The following is a 20250-nucleotide window of genomic DNA, read 5'->3' on the forward strand; positions in this document are numbered from 1 at the left end:
GAGGTAAGAGCAAGTGGCTGTAAATCAAATTTGGGGAACTGGAAGAAGAAAAACTTCTACAGCGAGAGTTAGATTAATTCCTGGAGCAACAGGTATAACTATAAATGGAAAAACAATGAAAGAATATTTTGGTGGAAGAGAAATTTTAGCTAAAATAGTTGAACAACCTTTAGTATTAACTGAAACTTTAGAAAAATATGAAGTAAAAGTAAATGTAAATGGTGGAGGGCCTTCTGGACAAGCTGGCGCTATTAGACACGGAATATCAAGAGCTTTAGTAGAAGCTGATGAAAATTTAAGAAAACCTTTAAGAGATGCGGGATTCTTAACAAGAGATTCAAGAATGGTAGAGAGAAAAAAATACGGAAAGAAAAAAGCAAGAAGATCTCCACAATTCTCAAAAAGATAATTTTAAACAGGCATATTATGCCTGTTTTTTTAATATTCTTTACTTTTTATATTTTTATGTGATATAATAATAGTAGATTATTATATAAAGGGGGAGTATTATGCTTTTTAAAAGAAAAGAACAAAATGAAGTATTAGATACTATTGCTCAAAATGATGTTAGAAATGACCAAGTTGAAGAATTAAAAAAAGAACTTGAAAAAATGGAAAGCTTAAAAAATAGTTTTTTAGAATCAATATCTACATCAAAAAATATTGATAAAGAATTAAATGAAGTATTAAATTTTGTTACTGATAATGTTATGAATTTAAATAATGTTTTAGAAAATATTATTAATAATGAAATTTCTAATGATAATACTGAATTTGAAGAAAGTCTTTTAGAAGTAAAAGAAAAAATAGAAGAAAATAATAAATTAATAACAGATACATCAAAAAATATAACAGATTTAAATAAACAAATAGAAAAAACTACTTCTACTATTTCAGAAGTATCTTCCACTGTTGTTAAATTAGAAAAAAATAATGTAAAAATGAGAAGTTTAATTGAAAAAATAAATGATATTTCTAGTCAAACAAACTTACTGGCATTAAATGCAGCAATAGAGGCAGCTAGAGCAGGAGAAGCAGGAAAAGGGTTTTCAATTGTAGCCCAAGAAGTAAAAAAATTGTCTCAAATGACACAAGATGCAGCTACAGATATAGGAAATGAACTTTCAAAATTAACTGGAGCTTTAGAATTTATTGCAAATAAATCAGTTGAAGGTGAAAAAGACCTTGAAAATGGAAGAGATTTAGCATTAAAATCAGAAAACAGTTTTAAAGATTTAATAAATAATAAGTTAATAGATAGTTTAAATAAATTCATTGATGTTACTAAAGATATGAATTCGTCATCTACTATAAGTGAGGAATTACAAAATTTAAAATCAGAGATAGAAGAAGTTATTACAGGGATAGAAAATGTTCAAGAAAAATTAAATGAAAGAGAAACTTTGTTTGAAAAAACAAAATAAATAAAAAAGGTCCTTTATTATAAAGGACCTTTTTTATATTTATACAGATTATTTACAAAGTTCATTAGCAAGTTGAGAGGCAATTTTTGCATTATTGTATACAAGCTGAATATTTGAATCTAAACTTTTTCCTTTTGTTATTTCTTTTACCTTTGATAAAAGAAATGGAGTGCTTTCTTTACCTTTTATTCCTTTTTCATCTAATTCTTTTAAAGCATTATTAATAGCATTATTAATAATATCATAATCCATTTGATATTTTTCAGGAATAGGATTGGCTATTACCATTCCACCTTTTAAATTAAGTTCATATTTTACTTTTAATGCATCAGCAAGTTCTTTTATGTCATCAACTCTATAATCTACAAAAAATCCACTTTTTCTAGTATAAAAAGCAGGAAGTTCATTAGTTTGATAACCAACAACAGGAACTCCATGAGTTTCAAGGTATTCTAAAGTAAGCCCAATATCCAATATTGATTTAGCTCCAGCACAGACTACAGCAACATTGGTATTTGCTAATTCTTCTAAATCAGCTGATATGTCAAAACTTTCTTGAGCACCTCTATGTACCCCTCCTATACCTCCAGTTGCAAATACTTTTATTTTGGCAAGATTCGCTATAATCATAGTAGCAGCTACAGTAGTAGCGCCATCAATTTTTTTTGCTAAAATAAAAGGTATGTCTCTTCTACTTGTTTTAACTACATCTAGTCCTTTTTTCCCTAAATAATCAATTTCTTCTTTTGACAAACCTACTTTTAATTTACCGTTTAAAATAGCAATAGTAGCAGGAATAGCTCCATTTTCTCTTACTATTTTTTCTACATTTAGAGCAGTTTCAACATTTTGAGGATAAGGCATTCCATGTGATATTATTGTAGATTCTAGAGCAACAACTGGTTTATTATTTTCTAAAGCTTCTTTTACTTCTTTACTTATTTCTAAATATTTTTCTATCATTTATAACTCCTTTTCTATTTTTCTTATATTGTCAAAATTAAAATTTGGATTAATAGTATCACTACTTTGCATTGTAAGGATAGATGCGGCTAAAGAAAAACTTAATTTTTCTTTAATTGAAAAATTATTTATAGTAGAATAAATAAGAGCAGCCATAAAAGCATCACCAGCACCAGTAGCATTCACCACTTTTTGTTCTTTTATTTTAAAAATTCCTTTTTCTTTTTTATTGTTATAGTAGACACCATCTTTTCCTAAGGTAATAAAGACCTCTTTTACACCTTTATTAAAAAAATATTCTGCATTTCTATCTAAATCTGATTCATTATTAATAGATATTTCAGATAGAGTTTCAGCTTCTAATTTATTTGGTTTTATTGTATGAAAATATCCAATTAAATCTTTTATTTTTTTTGCTTTAGATACTGATACAGTATCTAAATAAAATTTTGAATTTCCTGTTTTTAATATATATTCTATAGTTTTTTTAGGAAGATTTGTATCAATAACAGTTATATCAGCGCCGTTAATATATTTCATTTTTTTATGCATAAATTCAATATGTAGTTCATCAAAAATATCCATTGCAGAAATTGCAACGTACATATCTCCTGTTTCATCAAGTATAGAAAGATAAGTAGAAGTATTTTTATTTTTTAAAATTAATGAATCATTTATATCAAGAGAAATATTAAGAGAATGTTCAAGAATTTTTTTCCCATAAATATCGTCACCAAGGACAGTAATAAGCTTTGTATTTTGAGAAAGTTTAACTAAATTTTCAGCAATATTTCTACCAACACCTCCAAGAGAAATTTTCAAATTTCCAGGATTTGAATCATTTGGATTTAATTTTTCTTTTGGAAAGCCTTGGATATCAATATTAGCTCCTCCAATAACACAAATATAAGGGTTCTCTTTTAAAATATAGCCTTTTCCTTTTATATAACCTTTTTTCATTAAATTGCTTATATGGACAGCAATAGAAGAACGAGTTATATTAAGCATGTCAGCTAATTCATTTTGAGAAATCATTGGATTTTCTCTAATTTTTTGAAGTATTTCTTCTTCTCGATCTGTCATCTCTCCTCCTTTCTAAACTTTAATTTATATAATAAACTCTTGCTTATAATATTACCTTAAAATTATAAAAAATACAAGTTTTTTTTAAAAAATTTGATTTTTACTTTTTTAAGTAGTATAATTAATTGATCCCATGATTGAATATATATTCACAAAAAATGAATTGTTATATATTTATAATAATTTTTTTTAAGTATATAGCGATTTTAGGGTCAGATTTATATTTTTTGGAGGTATTGTTATATGTTACACGGAACAGTAAAATGGTTTAATGCAGAAAAAGGTTTTGGATTTATCACATCAGAAGAAGGGAAAGATATTTTTGTACATTTTTCTCAAATCAACAAAAAAGGATTTAAAACTTTAGAAGAAGGAGAAAAGGTTACTTTTGAATTAACTGAAGGACAAAAAGGACCTCAAGCTTCAAATGTAACAACTAAAGAAGATTAATTTAACAAAAAGAGCAGAAAATTTCTGCTCTTTTTATTTATATATTATTCTATTTCTTCCTTTTTTCTTAGCTTCATATAATGCCTTATCAGCAAGTATAAATAACTTTCTTTCTTGATTAAATTCTTTTGGAATAATTGAAGCAGCACCTAATGTAGCAGTAACAATGTTACTTACTGTAGAAAATTCATGTTTTATTTGAAGTAATGATAATTCTCTAAAAAAGAGATTTACTTTTTTTGTGACAATTTCTTTATTTGTGTTGTATAAAATAATAGTAAATTCATCCCCACCATATCGAGCTAATACATCAGCATCAAAATTAAAAGCTCTTTTAATAGTTTCAGCGACTTTAACAATACAAAAATCTCCCATTAAATGACCATAATTATCATTGAATTCTTTAAATTTATCAATGTCTATAATAATTAATGTTATACTTTCTTTATTCATTGCAGCTTTATTCCAAAAAGAATTAAATTTTTTATTGAAAATTCTTTTATTATAAAGTTTAGTTAAATCATCTTTTTGAGATAAATCTCTCAATTTATTATTTAAATTTTTTAATTCTTCTTCTGCTTTTTTTCTTTTTATTACTTCTTTTTTCAAATCATTTGATTGAATAGAATTTTTTAATGCGATAGCTATATAATTAGTTAAAATTCTACAAATTTCAATATGTTCATTGTTGTATACATTAGAATTATAACTTTGTAAAGTAAGAACACCTAGAATTTTTTCTCTTATTATTAATGGAAAAAACAGTATTGAACTAGGTACAATTTTTGAAATAAAATTTTTATTTAAAGGAATATTATATTTATAATATTCCTTTTTCCAATTATTAATTATTATTTCTTTTTTATTTCTAATACAGTATGCTCCAAGACTTGAAGAGTCGTTCAATTTTTTTGGATCATATTTAATTTCTTCGTTATGTTCTTTAAAAATAGCATAATTTATTGTAGAATCTTTATTATTTATAATGCCAATTCCAAAAATATCAATAGGTATAATTTTAGATAAATTTAAATATATTTTTTCTAAAAGCAAATCAAAATCCATTATAGAGGTAATTTCTATTCCAATATTATTAATTATTGATAAAGTATTAATATAATTAGAATTATTTAAATAATCGTTTTCAACTTCTTCATCTTCAAATTTATAGTTAAAATTTATTTTTTTTTCTATATTATTAGAGATGTTTTTATTGTACTTCTTATTTTCTTTTTTTTGATTAATTATCTCTTTTCTAGAATAAAGATAAGCTTTTTTATAATTTTTAATTTTAGAATAATACATTGAGGCGAGCTTATAGATATCAGATAATATAAGATTATTTCTATAAGAAATATATGTAACTTTTGAAAAATAGCTTACTAAATTTGAGTATTGTTCTGTTAAAATACAATTTTTAATTAAATTAATAGTATCTTCTCTAAAATGAATAATGCTAATGGATTTTTTATTATTTGTTTTCATTAAGTGAAGCGAATGTTTTTTTATTTTTTTATTTAATTTTAAATAAGTTTTATTTAGTAAATAAAATAAAGTATTTTCAAATTCTGTTAAATTATAAAATTTAATAAAAACTTCTGCAATTTTTAAATATTTTAAAGCTTTATTATATTCATTTAATTTTAATAAAATTTGACTAATATTTAAAAAGGGAATAATTTTATTATCATTTTGGATAGAGTATTCTTTACTATGTTTTAAAATTTCTTCAAGAGATAAAAGCATATAGTAATATGCTTTTTCATATTCTCCAATATGGTATTCTAAAATTGCTATATTATTATATAAAATATATAAAAAACTTTTATCTTCAATGTCACTTCTATAATTATAAGCTTTAAAAAAATATTCACTAGCTTTTACATAATCTCTAATATCATAAAAAATATTGCCTATTTCAAAGTATAATCCAATTAATTCATCCTTTAAGTTTACTTTTTTATATAAAGAAACCATTTCAAGGAGAAGATTTAAATACTCATCCACTTTTTCTGTATAAGTTAAAAAAGAACTATTAATTAATTTTAAATATGTACTTTGCTGAAATAAAAATTCTTGAGTATTATTTTTAATATCAACAATAGATTTGATATTAAAAATATCAGTAGCATTATTATTTGAAAATTTTAAATATTCTTTTATTTTTTCTTTTAAAATTATTTTTTCTTCCAATGCCCTATCCCCTTTGTATTTATATTAACAATAAAATTATACCCCTAATTTTTAAAAATGTCTATATAGAATTAAAATAAAGATATTTGATTAGTATCGTTTAAACCTTCAATAGCATTAACTTCTTTTAATTTATCTACAACAGTTTGCGAAGCTTTAGTACGTCTTTTTAAGTCTTCATAAGATATAAATTTTCCTATCTTTCTTTCATTAATGATATTTTCTACAACAGAAGTCCCTAGACCATTTAAGCCTATTAAGGGTACTCTTATTTTTCCATTTTCTATTGTAAATTTAAAACCATCAGATTCATAAATATCAATATCTAAAAAACTAAATCCTCGAGCATTCATTTCAATAATTATTTCGCAAAGAGAAAGTTCTGCTTTTCCCTTTACATCAAGTTTTCCATTTGACGCTAATTCTAATCTATACTTTTTTATAAAATCTATATCCTTTAACATAATATCAGAGTTAAAATCTTCTGCTTTTCTACTTAAATAAGCAGCATAGAAAGCAAGCGGATAATGTACTTTAAAATAAGCTATTCGCATAGCCATCATAACATAAGCTACAGCATGGCCTTTAGGAAACATATATTTTATTCTCCTACAAGATTCTATATACCAATCTTTAACTCCATGTTCTTTCATTAATTTAGAATATTCTTCCCATTGTTCATGTTCTTTTGAAGGCCTACCTTTTCTAACAAATTCCATTATTTTAAAAGCGGTACCTTTTTCAATACCATTATCAATAAGATAATTCATTATATCATCACGAACAGAAATAACTTCACTTAATGTACATTTTCCAGCCCGAACAAATTCTTGAGCATTATTAAGCCATACATCTGTTCCATGAGAAAGTCCAGAAATTCTAACAAGTTCAGCAAATGTAGTAGGCATAGTATCTAAAAGCATTTGTCTAACAAATTGAGTTCCAAATTCAGGAATACCAAAAGTTCCTACTTTTGAGCCGATATCTTCTTGTGTAACTCCAAGTGATTCAGTTGAAGAAAAAAGTTTCAATGTTTCTTTATCAGCTAAAGGAACTTCATATATATCAACATTAGTATAATCTTGTAATAATTTTATAGTAGTAGGATCATCATGACCTAAAATATCTAATTTTACAAGCTGTTCATCCATTACATGGTAATCATAATGAGTAGTAATAGAATCAGATTTTTGATCGTTAGCTGGTTTTTGTACAGGACAAAATTCGTAAATGCTATGTCCTTTAGGAACAACGATCATTCCGCCAGGATGTTGACCTGTTGTTTTTTTAACATTTTCACATCCTTTTGCTAGTCTAGTCATTTCTGCAGAACGAAGATTTATATTGTTTTCTTCACAATATTTTTTTACATAACCATAAGCATTTCTTTCAGCTAAAGTTGATATAGTTCCAGCTTTAAAAACGTTTTCTTTACCAAATAATCTTTCGGTAAATCTATGTATTTCTGATTGATATTCTCCAGAAAAGTTTAAATCTATATCTGGGACTTTATCACCATTAAATCCCATAAATACTTCAAATGGAATTGAATGTCCATCTTTTTTATATTGAGTACCACATTTTGGACAGATCTTATCTGGGAGGTCAACTCCACTACCTTCTTGATTCATAAATTCCGAATTTTTACAACTTGGACAAATATAATGTGGATAAAGAGCATTAACCTCTGTTATTCCCATCATAAAAGCTACAAGTGATGAACCTACAGAACCACGAGAACCAACCAAATACCCATTATCAAGGGACTCTTTTACTAATTTTTGAGCCGATAAATATAAAACAGAAAATCCATTTCCAATAATTGCATTTAATTCTCTTTCAAGTCTTTTTTCTATTCTTTCAGGTAATGGATTTCCATAAATCTCATATGCTTTTTCATATGTCATTTTTCTAACAGTTTCTTCAGCATTATCAAGTTTTGGAGGATAAAAACCATCAGGTACAGGTTTTACTTCTTCTATTTCATCAGCAATAAGGTTAGGATTAGTAATAACTACTTCTTGTGCAACCTCATTACCTAAATAACTAAATTCTTTTATCATATCATCTGTAGTTCTAAAATAAAGTTTATTGTCAGTATCAAAATCTTTAAATCCTTTTCCGTATAATAAAATTTTTCTATATATATTATCTTCTTCATTCATATAATGCACATCACCTGTTGCAACAACAAGTTTATTTTGTTTTTTCCCGAGCTTATATATATATTTATTCATTTCTAAAAGTTCATCGACATTTTTCATACTTCCATTTTCTATCATAAACATATTATTTGAACGGGGCTGTATTTCTAAATAATCATAAAATTCAGCTAATTTTTCTATCTCTTCTTTTGCTTTACCTCTAACATAAGCTTGGATAACTTCTCCAGACTCACAAGCAGAACCGACAATTAAGCCTTCTCTTAATTTTCTAAGAAGAGATTTTGGAACTCTAGGTTTTCTATGAAAATAATTTATATGAGCTTCAGAGACAAGTTCATATAAATTTTTAAGGCCAACTTTATTTTTAACAAGAATAATAGCATGATATGTAGAAGCATTTTTTATATCATTTTTAAATATGCTATCAACTTCATTTAATTTATAAGCACCTTCTTTAAGAACAATATTTATAAATTTTTTAAATACTTCAGCAGTTGCTTCAGCATCATCAATAGCCCTATGATGATTGTCTAAATTGATTCCATAATCTTTACATATTGATTTTAGACCATGACGCGATTTATCTTTTCTTATATTTCTACTCCATTGTAATGTGTCTATAACAGAGGGAGAAAGCTCTATATTAATTAATTTAGATTTTTGAGTTATAAAACCTACATCAAATGATGCATTATGAGCAACTAATGTAGTATCTTCTATAAATTTTAAAAAATTAGGAAGTTCTTTTTCGATAGTAGGTGCATCTTTAACCATTTCATCTGTAATATTTGTTAATTTTATTATTTCATCAGGTATTTTTCTTTCTGGACTAATAAAAGTACTGTATTTATCAATAATTTTATTACCTTTTAGTTTAACAGCACCAATTTCGATAATTTTATCATTATAAGGATCAAATCCAGTAGTTTCAATATCAAAAACTACATATGTTTCTTCTTCAATAGCTACATCTCTTGGATTTTTTACCATATGGAGTTCATCATCAACTAGATATACTTCACAACCAAAAATTACTTTAAAATCATTATATTTTTTAGCAGTTTTATATGCAGCTGGGAAAGCATGAACTACACCATGATCGGTAATAGCAATTGCTTTATGCCCCCATTTAGCAGCTTGAGAAACTAAATCACTTACTTCAACAACAGCATCCATTTCACTCATTTTTGTATGAGCGTGAAGTTCAATTCTTTTTTCCGGATAACTATCAATTCTTCCTTTTATTTTTGGAGCAATTTCCATAATACTATTTACCATAATATATTCTTCATTGTTGTTATAAGAATCTATACTTTTTTTACCTTTTATTTTTACCCACATACCTTTTTTTAAATTTATTTTTTCATTTTTCTTTAAAAAAGTTTTTACAATTATAGAATCAGTATAGTCAGTAATAGCAAAGGTTACTAAAGTTTTTTCAGTACGTAGAGCTTTTTCAGTATAAGAAAAAACTTCCCCTTCTAAAGTACAAGTATCATTTTGATGAATATATTCTAATTCTTGAAAAGATATAGTTTTATCTTTTATTTCTCTACCATAAATAAGATCTTTATTTTTACTTGTAGTAGTTTTAGGAACTTTAATATTTTCTTTTTGAGTTTTTTCAAAATTATTATGATATGTTTCTTCTTTTTTTATAATTTCTTCTTCTATTTGTTTTTTTTCTTTTTCAAAATTTCCTATTGAAAATTTCACTTCAGAATTTATTCCGAATTCTGTTAATCCTTCTTGAATTTTTAAGTCTATTTTATTTTGCATAAGATAAGTTAAAGAAATGTCATTCTTTAATTCAATAATTATATTATCGTTATTAATAATAACATTATAAAAAGCTAAAAAAGATTTTGCTACGACTTTTATTCTTTTTATATCTTTTATAACTCTATCAACTATTAATTTTTTCTCTTCGTTACTCAAATTCTCTTTAGAATATTCTATTTGAAATTTAAATCGTATTTCTTCACCAAATTTTTCAATAAATTTTTGCTCTATGATGTCAAGTTCTTTTAAATTTTGAATATCATCTATGAAACAAATAAATTTTATGGCTTTTTGTTTTTTAGCTACAATAAGTTCTTTGATATCGACATTAACTACTCCAAAATCTTTAAAAGGATTTTTATTTGGAACAATTGTTATAAAATTTTTATCCATAAATTAAACTACTCCTTTAATATTTTTTTTACCTTTTATTATATCATTTTTGAGTAAAAATTTTAAATTATAAATAATAAAAAAAGATAAAGAATTTTTTCTTTATCTTTTAGGTCTATTAATAGTTATATCTGATATAAAAATTTTTTGATTAAAAGATACATTAATAATTTCATTAGCAACATCCAAAGGGTCCATAAAAGTGTCAAAATTATAGTTAGCATTTGAGTCTTTCCAAAAAGGTGTTTTCATTCCTCCAGGATAAATATTTATTAATTCAATATTTTCTTCTTTTATTTCATCTCGAAGAGCTTCTAAAAAGCCTTTAGCACCAAATTTTGCACTATTATAAAGAGATTCATTTTTCTTTCCTTTTAATGCAGCAGTTGAAAGAATAGAAATAATTCTTTGATTTTTTATCTTATGTCTAAGCATATAGTCGCAAATTGATTTAGTAATCAAAATTAATCCAAATAAATTAGAATTAAATATATCAATCATTTTTTCTTTTGTTATATTATTAAAATTGTTGTAAAAACCTTTTCCAGCAACATTAAAAAGACGTTGTACGTTATATTGATTTTTATCAAGAAAATCAATAAAATAATATACTCCTTTTTCATCAGAAATATCCAATGGATAAGTAATTATTTTAGATTCTTTTTGGTATTCTTTTAACTCTGATTTACATTTTTCTAATTTTTTGATATTTCTTCCTATTAATATTATATTCTCATCTTTTTCAACAATAAGTTTTGCTATTTCAAAACCTAAACCAGAACTTCCGCCAGTAATAATATTGTACTTCATTTAAATCCTCCATAAAATATATTATAATACTTAATTATAATATATTTTAGAGAAAAAATAAATAAAAATTATTATAAAAAGGAGAAATCTCTTCCTAAATTTTAGGAAGAGATTTTTTGAGATGATGTATTTAATTAAATAATTAATTAAAATTTATATATAAAATTTGCTGCTAAGTAATCATTAGTGTCAAAATCACCAAATGTAGTTCCTGAATCACCTTCAAAGATTTTATACATTACTTTAAAGCTAGTATCATCTTTTACTTTAAATTCTATTTGGTTATTTAACATATAATCTTTATCTTCTATATTATATACAACTTGTATTTCAGGTAAAACTCTTTCGTTTTTAAATTTATCAGATATTTTTGCAATAAGAGTATTAGCAAAATTATCATTATCTAAATTTTGAGTATACTCAGTTTTAACTTGCACATTAACATTGATGTTATGCAATGCTAAATCTTTGTCTCCACCAATAATAGATTTTACTTGGTTATTACTATCTTCTATATTATAGTAAGCTAATTCAGCTCTTGAATTTATTCCAAATAATACAGTAGAAAGTTCTGTTCCAATAACATCATATTTTTTGTACTTAATATCTATATTTTTTATAGTAGATAATATTGCAGAATCAGGAAGATTACTCAATGATGAAAGAGTTGAAGTTTCTAATTCACTACCATTCATATAAAATGAAGCAGTTTTCTCGACTCCATGGTAATAAGAAATGCCATAATCATATCCATTTTTACTATTTGTATATCTTATACCAACTTGACCATTTTCAGCGATATTATCACCATAGATTTTATTTTTTAAATTAGATATAGCAGAATATAATTCTAAATTTTTAGTAGCAATTGTTTCTAAACTTGTTTCTAAGTTTAATTGAGTTGAAGTTTTCCACAAATCATTATCAGCTAATTTAGTTGTAGTAGTCTTTGGTGCATATACGAATTCAAGATTTCCGTTTCCAATATAATAATTTACTTGTACTAAATTTTCTGGTATTTTTCTATCTAAATAATCAGGGTTTATTATATCGCTCATATCTTCAGCATTAAAATTGTCTATTACATGTACTTTATCGCCTTTTCCCCAAACTAATTTAGTTTTTCCGACTAAAACATCATAATTATCATAGTAAAGTCTAAATGTTGCTTCATCAATTTTTACCATTTCGTCTCTACTATCATATAAGAAATTAGCTTTCAATTCAGAATTAGCTTTACTTACTTTCAATTCTGTTTTAAATTTTTGATAATCATCTATATTTAATTCATTATCTTTAATATTTTTAATTCCTTGAGTAATTATTCTATTTATTAAGTTTAATTCTCCATTAAATTCAAAATCTAATTTATTTGCATCTTCAGTTACAAAGGCATTGTCTGAAAAATCAGCTGAATCAGAAAAAGCACTATCAAATCCAGAGTCAGTAGTATCAAAACCATCATCAAATGCAAAAGAATTTATTGATAAAAGAGATATTAAACTAAGTAATAAGAATTTTTTTTTCATTAAATTTCCTCCTATTAATTTTTTAATATTTATTTACAGTAATTTTTTATCTTCCAGTTTTTAAATATTTTTGTGTAAATCTAGCAGGATTAATTGCTTTATTGTATTCAATATAAGGAGAACCAGATTTACTTCTTTTTATATATAATTTAGTTTTATGTCCAGTTTCTACATTTTCCATAATAGTTTCAAAAATTGTCCATATTCCATTAACTTGTGCTAAATCTTGTTTTACAGTTAATATTTTTTCTATTTTTTTTGTTTTTTTACTATAAAGTTCAGCTTTTACAACTATAAAATGTTCTTTACTAACCCAAGAAATTACTTTATCATATTGAGAATCTTCAGAATTTTTTGCTTTTGATTCGATTACATAACAATCATAATTTCCTAATTTTTCTTCTCTTAGTAATTTATGATTATCTTCTTCAACATCTCTAGTTTCCATGTCATCATAAGTAAAATCAGAACCCATAAAAGAACTACTTCCTTCAGAAGATGATATTCTTCTTACTCTTTTTAATGCAGGTAAATAGATCCATTTGTCATCATCTCTATCTTTGTTTTCTACTTGTAAAAATCTAGTGTTTTTAACAGATGCAGGAGCTTTAAAAACCATTATACTTCTCGATAAGTCATTAGCTTCATCATAAGTTTCACCCCATACTTCAATTGTTCTAGGATTTACAGTACCGTCTTTGTCTATTAAATCCATTCCCATTAAGGCATGTAAAGTTTTACCAGTATCTCTATCTTTTACAGCTTGCATAATTTCTTTCCCTGTCATAGAGAATGCTGATAAAGACATAACTACAATTAATAAACCAACTAAAATTTTTTTCATAAAAATTTCCTCCTTTATAATATTTTATTTTTATTTATTATATTTAGTTTCATAGAGAGAATATTTTCTCTCTATGAAATTTTAATTATTTACTTATAAACTTAGGCTTAAATAAATTAAGTAATGCAGGTAACACAGTCATTGATGCTGCAGATGAAGTAATCATAGTAAGACTTATTAATAACCCTAAATTAACAAGAGGTACAAAGTTTGAGAATAATAATACTGCAAATCCACCCGCAACTGAAATAGCATTAAAGATAATTGCTTTACCAGAAGTAATCAAGGTATTTTTTGTTACGATTTCTAGATCATCACTTCTTTTTCTTTCATAATTATATGTAGATAAGAAGTGAATAGTATAATCAACACCTATACCAATTGCTATAGACGCTACCATAGCAGTACCTAAGTCAAGTTTTATACCAAAATATCCCATTAATCCAAAATTAATAAGAAGTGATAGAGTAAGAGGGATTATTCCATAAATACCAGCAATTATTGATTTATATGAGAACGCAACAATTATAAATACTATTATTAAAGAAGAAATTATACTCATAATTTGGCTCGATACAATTAAATCATTTACAGCAGATGACATATCAGCATGTCCAGCAACATTTATTGTATAACCTTTAGGGAAATTAGCTGCAGCATAATCTTTTATTGCTTTTTCTACTTTTTTAGTATAAATATTACTTCCTGTTTTTAACTGTATAATCATTCTTGCTTTTGAAGGTTCTAGTTGATCATTAATGTAGTCATCTAAACTCCCTGAATAAAGAAGTAAATATTGAGAAATAAGGTTTTTAAGTTCATCTCTATTTGCTGCCATATATTTTTTAGGATTATAAGGGATTTCATTATATGAAGCACCTTTATAATTTAATTCTTTATTAATTACTTCCACTAGTTCCTCGGCAGTTAGATTAAGTTTATCAGAGTGTAAAATAGCGTTATTTATAACTTTAATAACATCATTTGCAGTTTTTATCTTTGGTGTTTTATTTTCTATAGTAGTAGTAGTTTTTTCTGATTGAGAATTATCAGTAAATGAATCATCACCAAAACTATTATCCTCAGTAAATGAGTCATTACTAAAACCATCATCTACAAATCCAACATCTAAATCTGAATCAGAAGTTGAATCAGAAATTATTTCTTCATCTTCTTGAGGATAATTCATAACTTGGTTCATTCTTTTTAAGAAGTCAGCGAATGAAGTAACTTCCCCTACTTTAGAATAATTATATTTTAAAAATTTTTTTAAATTATCCATTTCTTTTAAAATTTCAGGATTTGTTAAATCACCTTTATTTTTACCTTCGATTAAGATGTCCAATACTGTAGTTCCATTAAAAGTAGAACTTAGATATTTATCAGAAACTCTTATTTCAGAACTAGGTTTAAACATTTCAATTAATGGACCGTCAACTATTATTTTTGACATTCCAATTATAGAAATAACAATTATTATTAATGAAAGAGATAAAACTCTTATTATTTTTCTACCAAAATAATGATAAAAACCAATTAAAATTTTTGTAATTAATCCATCATCAACATCATCATCATCAGAAATTTTTAAACTATTATGTCTTACTAATAAAAGAGCAGGAATAAGTAATACCGCAACAATAAGAGCGACTAATACTCCAACAGCTGTAAATATACCAAAATGTTTTATGGGAACAATACTACTTGTAGCTAATGAAGCAAATCCAGCAATAGTAGTAACCCCTGCTAAGAATACAGGTTTACCAACTTTATGTACAGTTTCAACTACAAGCTCTCTATGTTTAGCTTCTGATAATTGAGATTTTTCTTTTTTTAAATCATCATAATAGTGACTTATAATATGTATTCCATAAGCACTACCTACAGCCACTAAAAGTACTGGAATAACAGTTGACACCATAGTTAAATTAATATTTAACATTGCCATAAGTCCAATAGTCCATATAGTACTTACAAGTACAGTAATAAGTGGTAATAAAACGCCACTAAGATTTTTAAATGATAAATATAATGATAATACTACAACAAGGACAACAAATGGAATAAGTCTACTCATGTCTTGTCTCATATATTCACCAAGTAATACAGTAATAACAGGAGTACCCGCTACATAATAATCCATAGTTGGATTATTGTATTTATTTAATACATCTTTAATATCATAATAAATTTTTTCTTTTTCTTCTATTGATAATCCCTTTTTTAATTTTATTAAAATTTGAGTAGATTTTAAATCATCAGAATATAAATTTCCTTTATAAATTTTCCAACTTAATAATTTTTCTTTTACCATATTTAACTCAGTTTCTGTTTTAGGAATTTCTTTAGCAATTTCTCCTACTTTCATTCCTTCAGCAGTACCTTCAATAAAATCAGTATTAGTAAGCCCTGTTACATCTTCAACATTATTAATTTTTTCAAGATCTTTGATTAATTTGTTAATTAATTCAAGATTTTTAATTGTAATAATAGAACTTGTTTTACTTTTAATACCGATTGCCATAGCATCAGTACTACCAAATATATCTTCCAATCTATTTTTGGTTATTCTTGAGATATGATTTTCTGGCAAGAAAATTTCAACTTCATTATTAATTTTTATTTTAGGTAATTGCCAAGAAAAAAATCCTGTCATAGCAACTATAAATATTATAATTAGCCATGGTTTTTTAAAAAATGTGTTCATTTGTACCTCCTTAAAAATTTATATTTTAATTTAAATTATACATACAAGAATGTATTTACATAATGTTTTTTAAAACTCCTTTACGGAGTTTTAAGTAATTTTATTAAATTTTTTACAATATAATCACTAGGGAAATCATCATATATATTTTCATTAAACATTAATGCTCTATCAAAACCTAAAATCATATTTATTACAGCAAAAGCTAAAAATTTTGCATCTAAATCAGTACGGATGTTTCCTTTAGTTTGTCCTTGAAGAATTAAGTTGTTAGTTTTGTTAATAATTTTTATTTTTATTTCACTTAATAAGTTATGGATTAAAGAAGTATCTTTTGTAAAACCTATTTTAAATTCAATTATTTGTTTGTATTTCTTTATGTTTTTATCAGATGTAAAATAATCAAAATATTTTTTAACTAATGCTTCAATTTGACATATAGAACTTGTATCTGTTTTAGATATTTCTTCATCTATTTTAGTTAAAAAACTTCCTAGATACATTTCAGTTAGCTCTTTTAATATATCAAATTTATTTTCAAAATGCCAATAAATAGCACCTCTAGTTAAATTTGCTTTTTTTGCGATATTATTTAAAGTAGCGGTTTCATAACTTTTTTCTAAAAAAACATCTAATGCAGCTTCTAAAATAGCTTGTTTGGTTTTATCAGCGTCTTCTTTTGTTTTTCTCATTTAATTTACACACTCCTTGTGAATATCCCTGAAATTATATTAACATACATGTATGTATAATGTCAATATTTTTTTTAATTTTTTATTCAACATCTTTTAATACTGAATTTATAAATATCATCCCAGTATCATAAATATTTTTTTTTATATATTCTGTGTCTACATTTGAAATAAAATCGGTACACACAAGAGTGGCTAAACCATGAGCATAAATCCAGCATTTATGTAATAACCATCTTCTTTTTTCTTCGCCTAATTTTTGAAATCTTTTATCTTGGTCAAATTCTTCGAAAATCATTTTATTAAAATCATGAATCAAATCTTTATAAAATTCTTGTTTTAAAAAAATAGAATCAAATAATTGACGCTCATTTTTAGCAAATAAAACAATTCCCATACCTATATTTAAGAAAATCTTGTCAGTATATGGTTTTTGTACATATTCTAAAAATGTAGTTTTCGCCATAGAAAGTATTTCATATTTTAATTCTTCAATTGATTTAAAACTATTATATATTGGTGCAGGAGAAGAATTTAGTTTTTTTGCAATATTTCTTGCAGTAATATATTCTATTCCTTTTTCTCTTAATAGTTCATATGTTTTTTTTAGTATTTCTTCTTTTGTAAATACAATCTTTTTTGCCATTTTTTATACTCCTTAAATTCTCTTAAAAAATAAAGTTGATTATTTTTCATAAATTTTAAATGTGAATTTTTTATATTCTTTTTCTTTAATAATTTTAAAATTTTGCAGATTTACATCGGGGAAATATATATCGCCTGTATAACTTCCTTTTATATGAGAAATATAATATCTATCAACTTTATTAATAAAATAAGTATAGATTTCTCTACCGCCAATAATAAAAACTTCTTCGTTTTTAGATAAATCAAAAACTTCTTCAATATTATTAATAGTTATAATTCCATCAAAAGAAAATTTTTTATCTCTGGTTAATACAATGTTTTTTCTATTAGGTAAAGCCTTGCCAATACTATCAAAAGTTTTTCGTCCCATAACAATAGTATGTCCTGTTGTTATATTTTTAAAATTTTGTAGATCCTCTTTTATTTTCCATGGGAGATTGATTCCGTCTCCAATTAATCTATTTTCATCAAAAGCTACAATAATACTAAGCATACAACCTCCTAAAATAAAATTACTTATGTAATATTATAATAAAAATATTATTTTTACACAATATAAAATTAAAATTTTATTAAATTATGCCGATAAAAATTATGTATAAACAAATTAATATCTTAGAAAGGCTGGTTGAGTAAAATGAAAAAAACACTTATTTTTGCTCTTACATTTATTTTATTAACTGTTAATATATACTCAAAACAGGGTGTATCAGTTATGTATATTACTGGAATGTCAAATTCGAATTTAAGTGGATTAAATTCAAAATTTGCTAGTAATGGTATTCCAAAAGTTGAAGAAGCTTTTTCAGTACAAGGGGCAAGTGGATATTTTACATTTGATAGAATAGTGTTGGGGCTTGAAGCAGCAGCATTATTAGGAAATGATAAAATAAACACTAATTATATTGTAGGATTAGATGGAATGTATGGAAAGATAATAATGGGATATGCATTAATTGATAATGGAAGACTTAGTATAATACCAAGATTCGGTGTTGGAAAATTATCTATGGATGTAAAAGTAGAAAAAAGAAATAATAACGACATACAGACTGTAGATGATGCTCTCACATTGTATACAGAAAAAAGTAAATTTAATATGGCAGGGACAATGTTAGATGCAGGAGTTTCTATGGAATATAATCTTGGAGTAGATGGAATGACAGGATTTATGTTTGGAATAGAAATGGGGTATAAATTTTTACCTTTAAATGCAGACTTTACAATGGATGATTTATCATTAAAAAGTACTCCAGCTGTAAATATGAATGGTTATTATTTTGTAATCAAACTTGGAGCAGGACAATTTAATTAAAAAATTATATAACCAAAAGCTTATTTACTAAGTTTAGTAAATAAGCTTTTTTAGTTTATAAAAAATAAAATTTGATTAATTGACTTGTATATTTAGTTTTTATATAATGAATTAGTAATAAAATTTTAGAAAGAAGGTAATAATATTGTTTATTATAGAATTAAAACTTGAAATTCTTATATTTTTCTTTTTTTCATTTTTAATATTTGAAAAGATTAACTACTATTATAATCAGGGGAATTCATTTTTAAAACATGATAAATCTAATTTAGCAATTATGCTTTTTAATACTATTATTTTTAATTCATTTTTTAATTATGTATTCTTTTTAACTACCTCATCAAGACTATTTAGGAAATACGGGGTATTTCAAATATTAAAAATTAATTATATTATTAAAGGAATTTTGATTATTTTGTTATTAGATTTTTGGACATATTTTTGGCATAGATTAAATCATGAGATGAAATTTTTGAGAAAGTTTCATAAAGTGCATCATACAGACACTATGATGAATGTGACTACTGCAGTTAGATTTCACTTTATAGAGTTTTTATTATCTTTTTTAATGAAAACCTTGATAATTTTAATTTTAGGAATTTCCTTGAAATACTTAATAGTTTATGAAATAATTATGAATATTTGTGTTTATTTTCATCATAGCAATATAAAAATAAATAAAAAAGTAGATAATATATTAAATAAAATAATTGTTACTCCTTATATGCATAGAGTGCATCATTCTATTATAAAAAAAGAAAGAAATAGTAATTATTCAGCATTATTAAGTATATGGGATAAAATATTTAATACATATACTTATAAAGAAGATATTCAAGACATTATTTTTGGATTAGAAAAATATCAAGATAAAAAATATGATACTTTTATTTATATGTTGATTACACCATTTAAATAATTTGTTCGAAATATTAACTATAAAACCGAACAATTTTTTAGTCTTGACATATTGTGTAGATTTTTATATACTCATAAAAACTAAAAAAGAATTTTAAAATATAAAACTCTTTTTTCTTTTCATTTGTGGAGAGTATAAATTGTAGAATGGTAGTATGGTAGGGATAGAACTCTTTTTTATTCCTTTCATTAAAATTTTTTCAAAATATAATCTAAATCAAAAAAAACATTAAATTTTTTCAAAAATAAAGATATTATTAAGAAGACACTGTATACTTTGTATTAGTTTTATGATACAATATAATTATAAAAAACGAACAAATATATAAAAACT

16 protein-coding genes are annotated in these 20250 nt (G+C 24.6%); 5 read left to right on the forward strand and 11 right to left on the reverse strand.

Annotated features, from left to right (window positions below; all coding sequences use genetic code 11):
* Positions 1–13 precede the first annotated feature (13 nt).
* Both rpsI and EV215_RS02125 read left to right on the forward strand, forming a co-directional pair.
* Entirely contained in the window at positions 14–409 is a 396-nt protein-coding gene (gene rpsI, locus EV215_RS02120; RefSeq protein ID WP_134112344.1) for a 30S ribosomal protein S9, read from the forward strand.
* 100 nt (positions 410–509) lie between these two features.
* The gene (locus EV215_RS02125) at positions 510–1424 is read left to right on the forward strand and encodes a methyl-accepting chemotaxis protein (RefSeq protein ID WP_134112345.1); all 915 of its coding nucleotides are present in this window, start codon (positions 510–512) and stop codon (positions 1422–1424) included.
* 48 nt (positions 1425–1472) lie between these two features.
* On the opposite strand, the gene EV215_RS02130 is transcribed toward EV215_RS02125, so the two are convergent.
* Positions 1473–2387, reverse strand: a complete 915-nt coding sequence (locus EV215_RS02130; protein ID WP_134112346.1) for a pseudouridine-5'-phosphate glycosidase — start codon at positions 2385–2387, stop codon at positions 1473–1475.
* Positions 2388–3470: a PfkB family carbohydrate kinase gene (locus EV215_RS02135; RefSeq protein ID WP_134112347.1), complete on the reverse strand. Its 1083-nt coding sequence runs from the start codon at positions 3468–3470 to the stop codon at positions 2388–2390.
* Positions 3471–3713: 243 nt separating this feature from the next.
* Here EV215_RS02135 and EV215_RS02140 point away from each other — a divergent pair, with 243 nt between their 5' ends.
* The gene (locus EV215_RS02140) at positions 3714–3920 is read left to right on the forward strand and encodes a cold-shock protein (RefSeq protein WP_134112348.1); all 207 of its coding nucleotides are present in this window, start codon (positions 3714–3716) and stop codon (positions 3918–3920) included.
* A gap of 33 nt (positions 3921–3953) precedes the next feature.
* Here EV215_RS02140 and EV215_RS02145 read toward each other — a convergent pair whose 3' ends face one another.
* The 9 genes from EV215_RS02145 to EV215_RS02185 form a co-directional block, all read right to left on the reverse strand.
* Positions 3954–6113 carry a diguanylate cyclase gene (locus tag EV215_RS02145; protein ID WP_134112349.1) on the reverse strand — a complete coding sequence of 720 codons (2160 nt, stop codon included), beginning with the start codon at positions 6111–6113 and terminating at the stop codon, positions 3954–3956.
* Positions 6114–6184: 71 nt separating this feature from the next.
* Positions 6185–10453: a PolC-type DNA polymerase III gene (locus EV215_RS02150; RefSeq protein WP_134112350.1), complete on the reverse strand. Its 4269-nt coding sequence runs from the start codon at positions 10451–10453 to the stop codon at positions 6185–6187.
* Between the two features lie 102 nt (positions 10454–10555).
* Positions 10556–11263 (reverse strand): SDR family NAD(P)-dependent oxidoreductase, encoded by a 708-nt coding sequence (locus EV215_RS02155; protein ID WP_134112351.1) that lies wholly within the window; start codon positions 11261–11263, stop codon positions 10556–10558.
* Positions 11264–11409: 146 nt separating this feature from the next.
* Positions 11410–12792: a hypothetical protein gene (locus EV215_RS02160; protein WP_134112352.1), complete on the reverse strand. Its 1383-nt coding sequence runs from the start codon at positions 12790–12792 to the stop codon at positions 11410–11412.
* Between the two features lie 46 nt (positions 12793–12838).
* On the reverse strand, positions 12839–13636 hold the full coding sequence (locus EV215_RS02165; RefSeq protein ID WP_134112353.1) for an outer membrane lipoprotein-sorting protein: 798 nt from the start codon (positions 13634–13636) through the stop codon (positions 12839–12841).
* Positions 13637–13721: 85 nt separating this feature from the next.
* Positions 13722–16343 carry an efflux RND transporter permease subunit gene (locus tag EV215_RS02170; protein WP_134112354.1) on the reverse strand — a complete coding sequence of 874 codons (2622 nt, stop codon included), beginning with the start codon at positions 16341–16343 and terminating at the stop codon, positions 13722–13724.
* Between the two features lie 80 nt (positions 16344–16423).
* Positions 16424–17035: a TetR/AcrR family transcriptional regulator gene (locus EV215_RS02175; protein ID WP_134112355.1), complete on the reverse strand. Its 612-nt coding sequence runs from the start codon at positions 17033–17035 to the stop codon at positions 16424–16426.
* 82 nt (positions 17036–17117) lie between these two features.
* The gene (locus tag EV215_RS02180) at positions 17118–17681 is read right to left on the reverse strand and encodes a TetR/AcrR family transcriptional regulator (protein WP_134112356.1); all 564 of its coding nucleotides are present in this window, start codon (positions 17679–17681) and stop codon (positions 17118–17120) included.
* A 39-nt stretch (positions 17682–17720) separates the two neighbouring features.
* Entirely contained in the window at positions 17721–18176 is a 456-nt protein-coding gene (locus tag EV215_RS02185) for a dihydrofolate reductase (protein ID WP_134112357.1), read from the reverse strand.
* Positions 18177–18320: 144 nt separating this feature from the next.
* On the opposite strand from EV215_RS02185, the gene EV215_RS02190 reads away from it, so the two are divergent.
* Both EV215_RS02190 and EV215_RS02195 read left to right on the forward strand, forming a co-directional pair.
* Entirely contained in the window at positions 18321–18998 is a 678-nt protein-coding gene (locus tag EV215_RS02190) for a hypothetical protein (protein WP_134112358.1), read from the forward strand.
* Positions 18999–19143: 145 nt separating this feature from the next.
* A complete protein-coding gene (locus EV215_RS02195) occupies positions 19144–19917 on the forward strand; it encodes a sterol desaturase family protein (protein ID WP_134112359.1) in 774 nt (257 codons plus the stop codon).
* The last annotated feature ends 333 nt before the right edge of the window (positions 19918–20250 follow it).

The organism is Hypnocyclicus thermotrophus (genome assembly GCF_004365575.1).
Taxonomy (GTDB): Bacteria; Fusobacteriota; Fusobacteriia; order Fusobacteriales; family Fusobacteriaceae; genus Hypnocyclicus; species Hypnocyclicus thermotrophus.

Coding starts and splice junctions, on each gene's coding strand:
- EV215_RS02125 (WP_134112345.1), top strand. CDS start 510: ATGCTTTTTAAAAGAAAAGAACAAAATGAAGTATTAGATACTATTGCT.
- EV215_RS02130 (WP_134112346.1), bottom strand. CDS start 2,387: ATGATAGAAAAATATTTAGAAATAAGTAAAGAAGTAAAAGAAGCTTTA.
- EV215_RS02135 (WP_134112347.1), bottom strand. CDS start 3,470: ATGACAGATCGAGAAGAAGAAATACTTCAAAAAATTAGAGAAAATCCA.
- EV215_RS02140 (WP_134112348.1), top strand. CDS start 3,714: ATGTTACACGGAACAGTAAAATGGTTTAATGCAGAAAAAGGTTTTGGA.
- EV215_RS02150 (WP_134112350.1), bottom strand. CDS start 10,453: ATGGATAAAAATTTTATAACAATTGTTCCAAATAAAAATCCTTTTAAA.
- EV215_RS02155 (WP_134112351.1), bottom strand. CDS start 11,263: ATGAAGTACAATATTATTACTGGCGGAAGTTCTGGTTTAGGTTTTGAA.
- EV215_RS02160 (WP_134112352.1), bottom strand. CDS start 12,792: ATGAAAAAAAAATTCTTATTACTTAGTTTAATATCTCTTTTATCAATA.
- EV215_RS02165 (WP_134112353.1), bottom strand. CDS start 13,636: ATGAAAAAAATTTTAGTTGGTTTATTAATTGTAGTTATGTCTTTATCA.
- EV215_RS02170 (WP_134112354.1), bottom strand. CDS start 16,343: ATGAACACATTTTTTAAAAAACCATGGCTAATTATAATATTTATAGTT.
- EV215_RS02175 (WP_134112355.1), bottom strand. CDS start 17,035: ATGAGAAAAACAAAAGAAGACGCTGATAAAACCAAACAAGCTATTTTA.
- EV215_RS02180 (WP_134112356.1), bottom strand. CDS start 17,681: ATGGCAAAAAAGATTGTATTTACAAAAGAAGAAATACTAAAAAAAACA.
- EV215_RS02185 (WP_134112357.1), bottom strand. CDS start 18,176: ATGCTTAGTATTATTGTAGCTTTTGATGAAAATAGATTAATTGGAGAC.
- EV215_RS02190 (WP_134112358.1), top strand. CDS start 18,321: ATGAAAAAAACACTTATTTTTGCTCTTACATTTATTTTATTAACTGTT.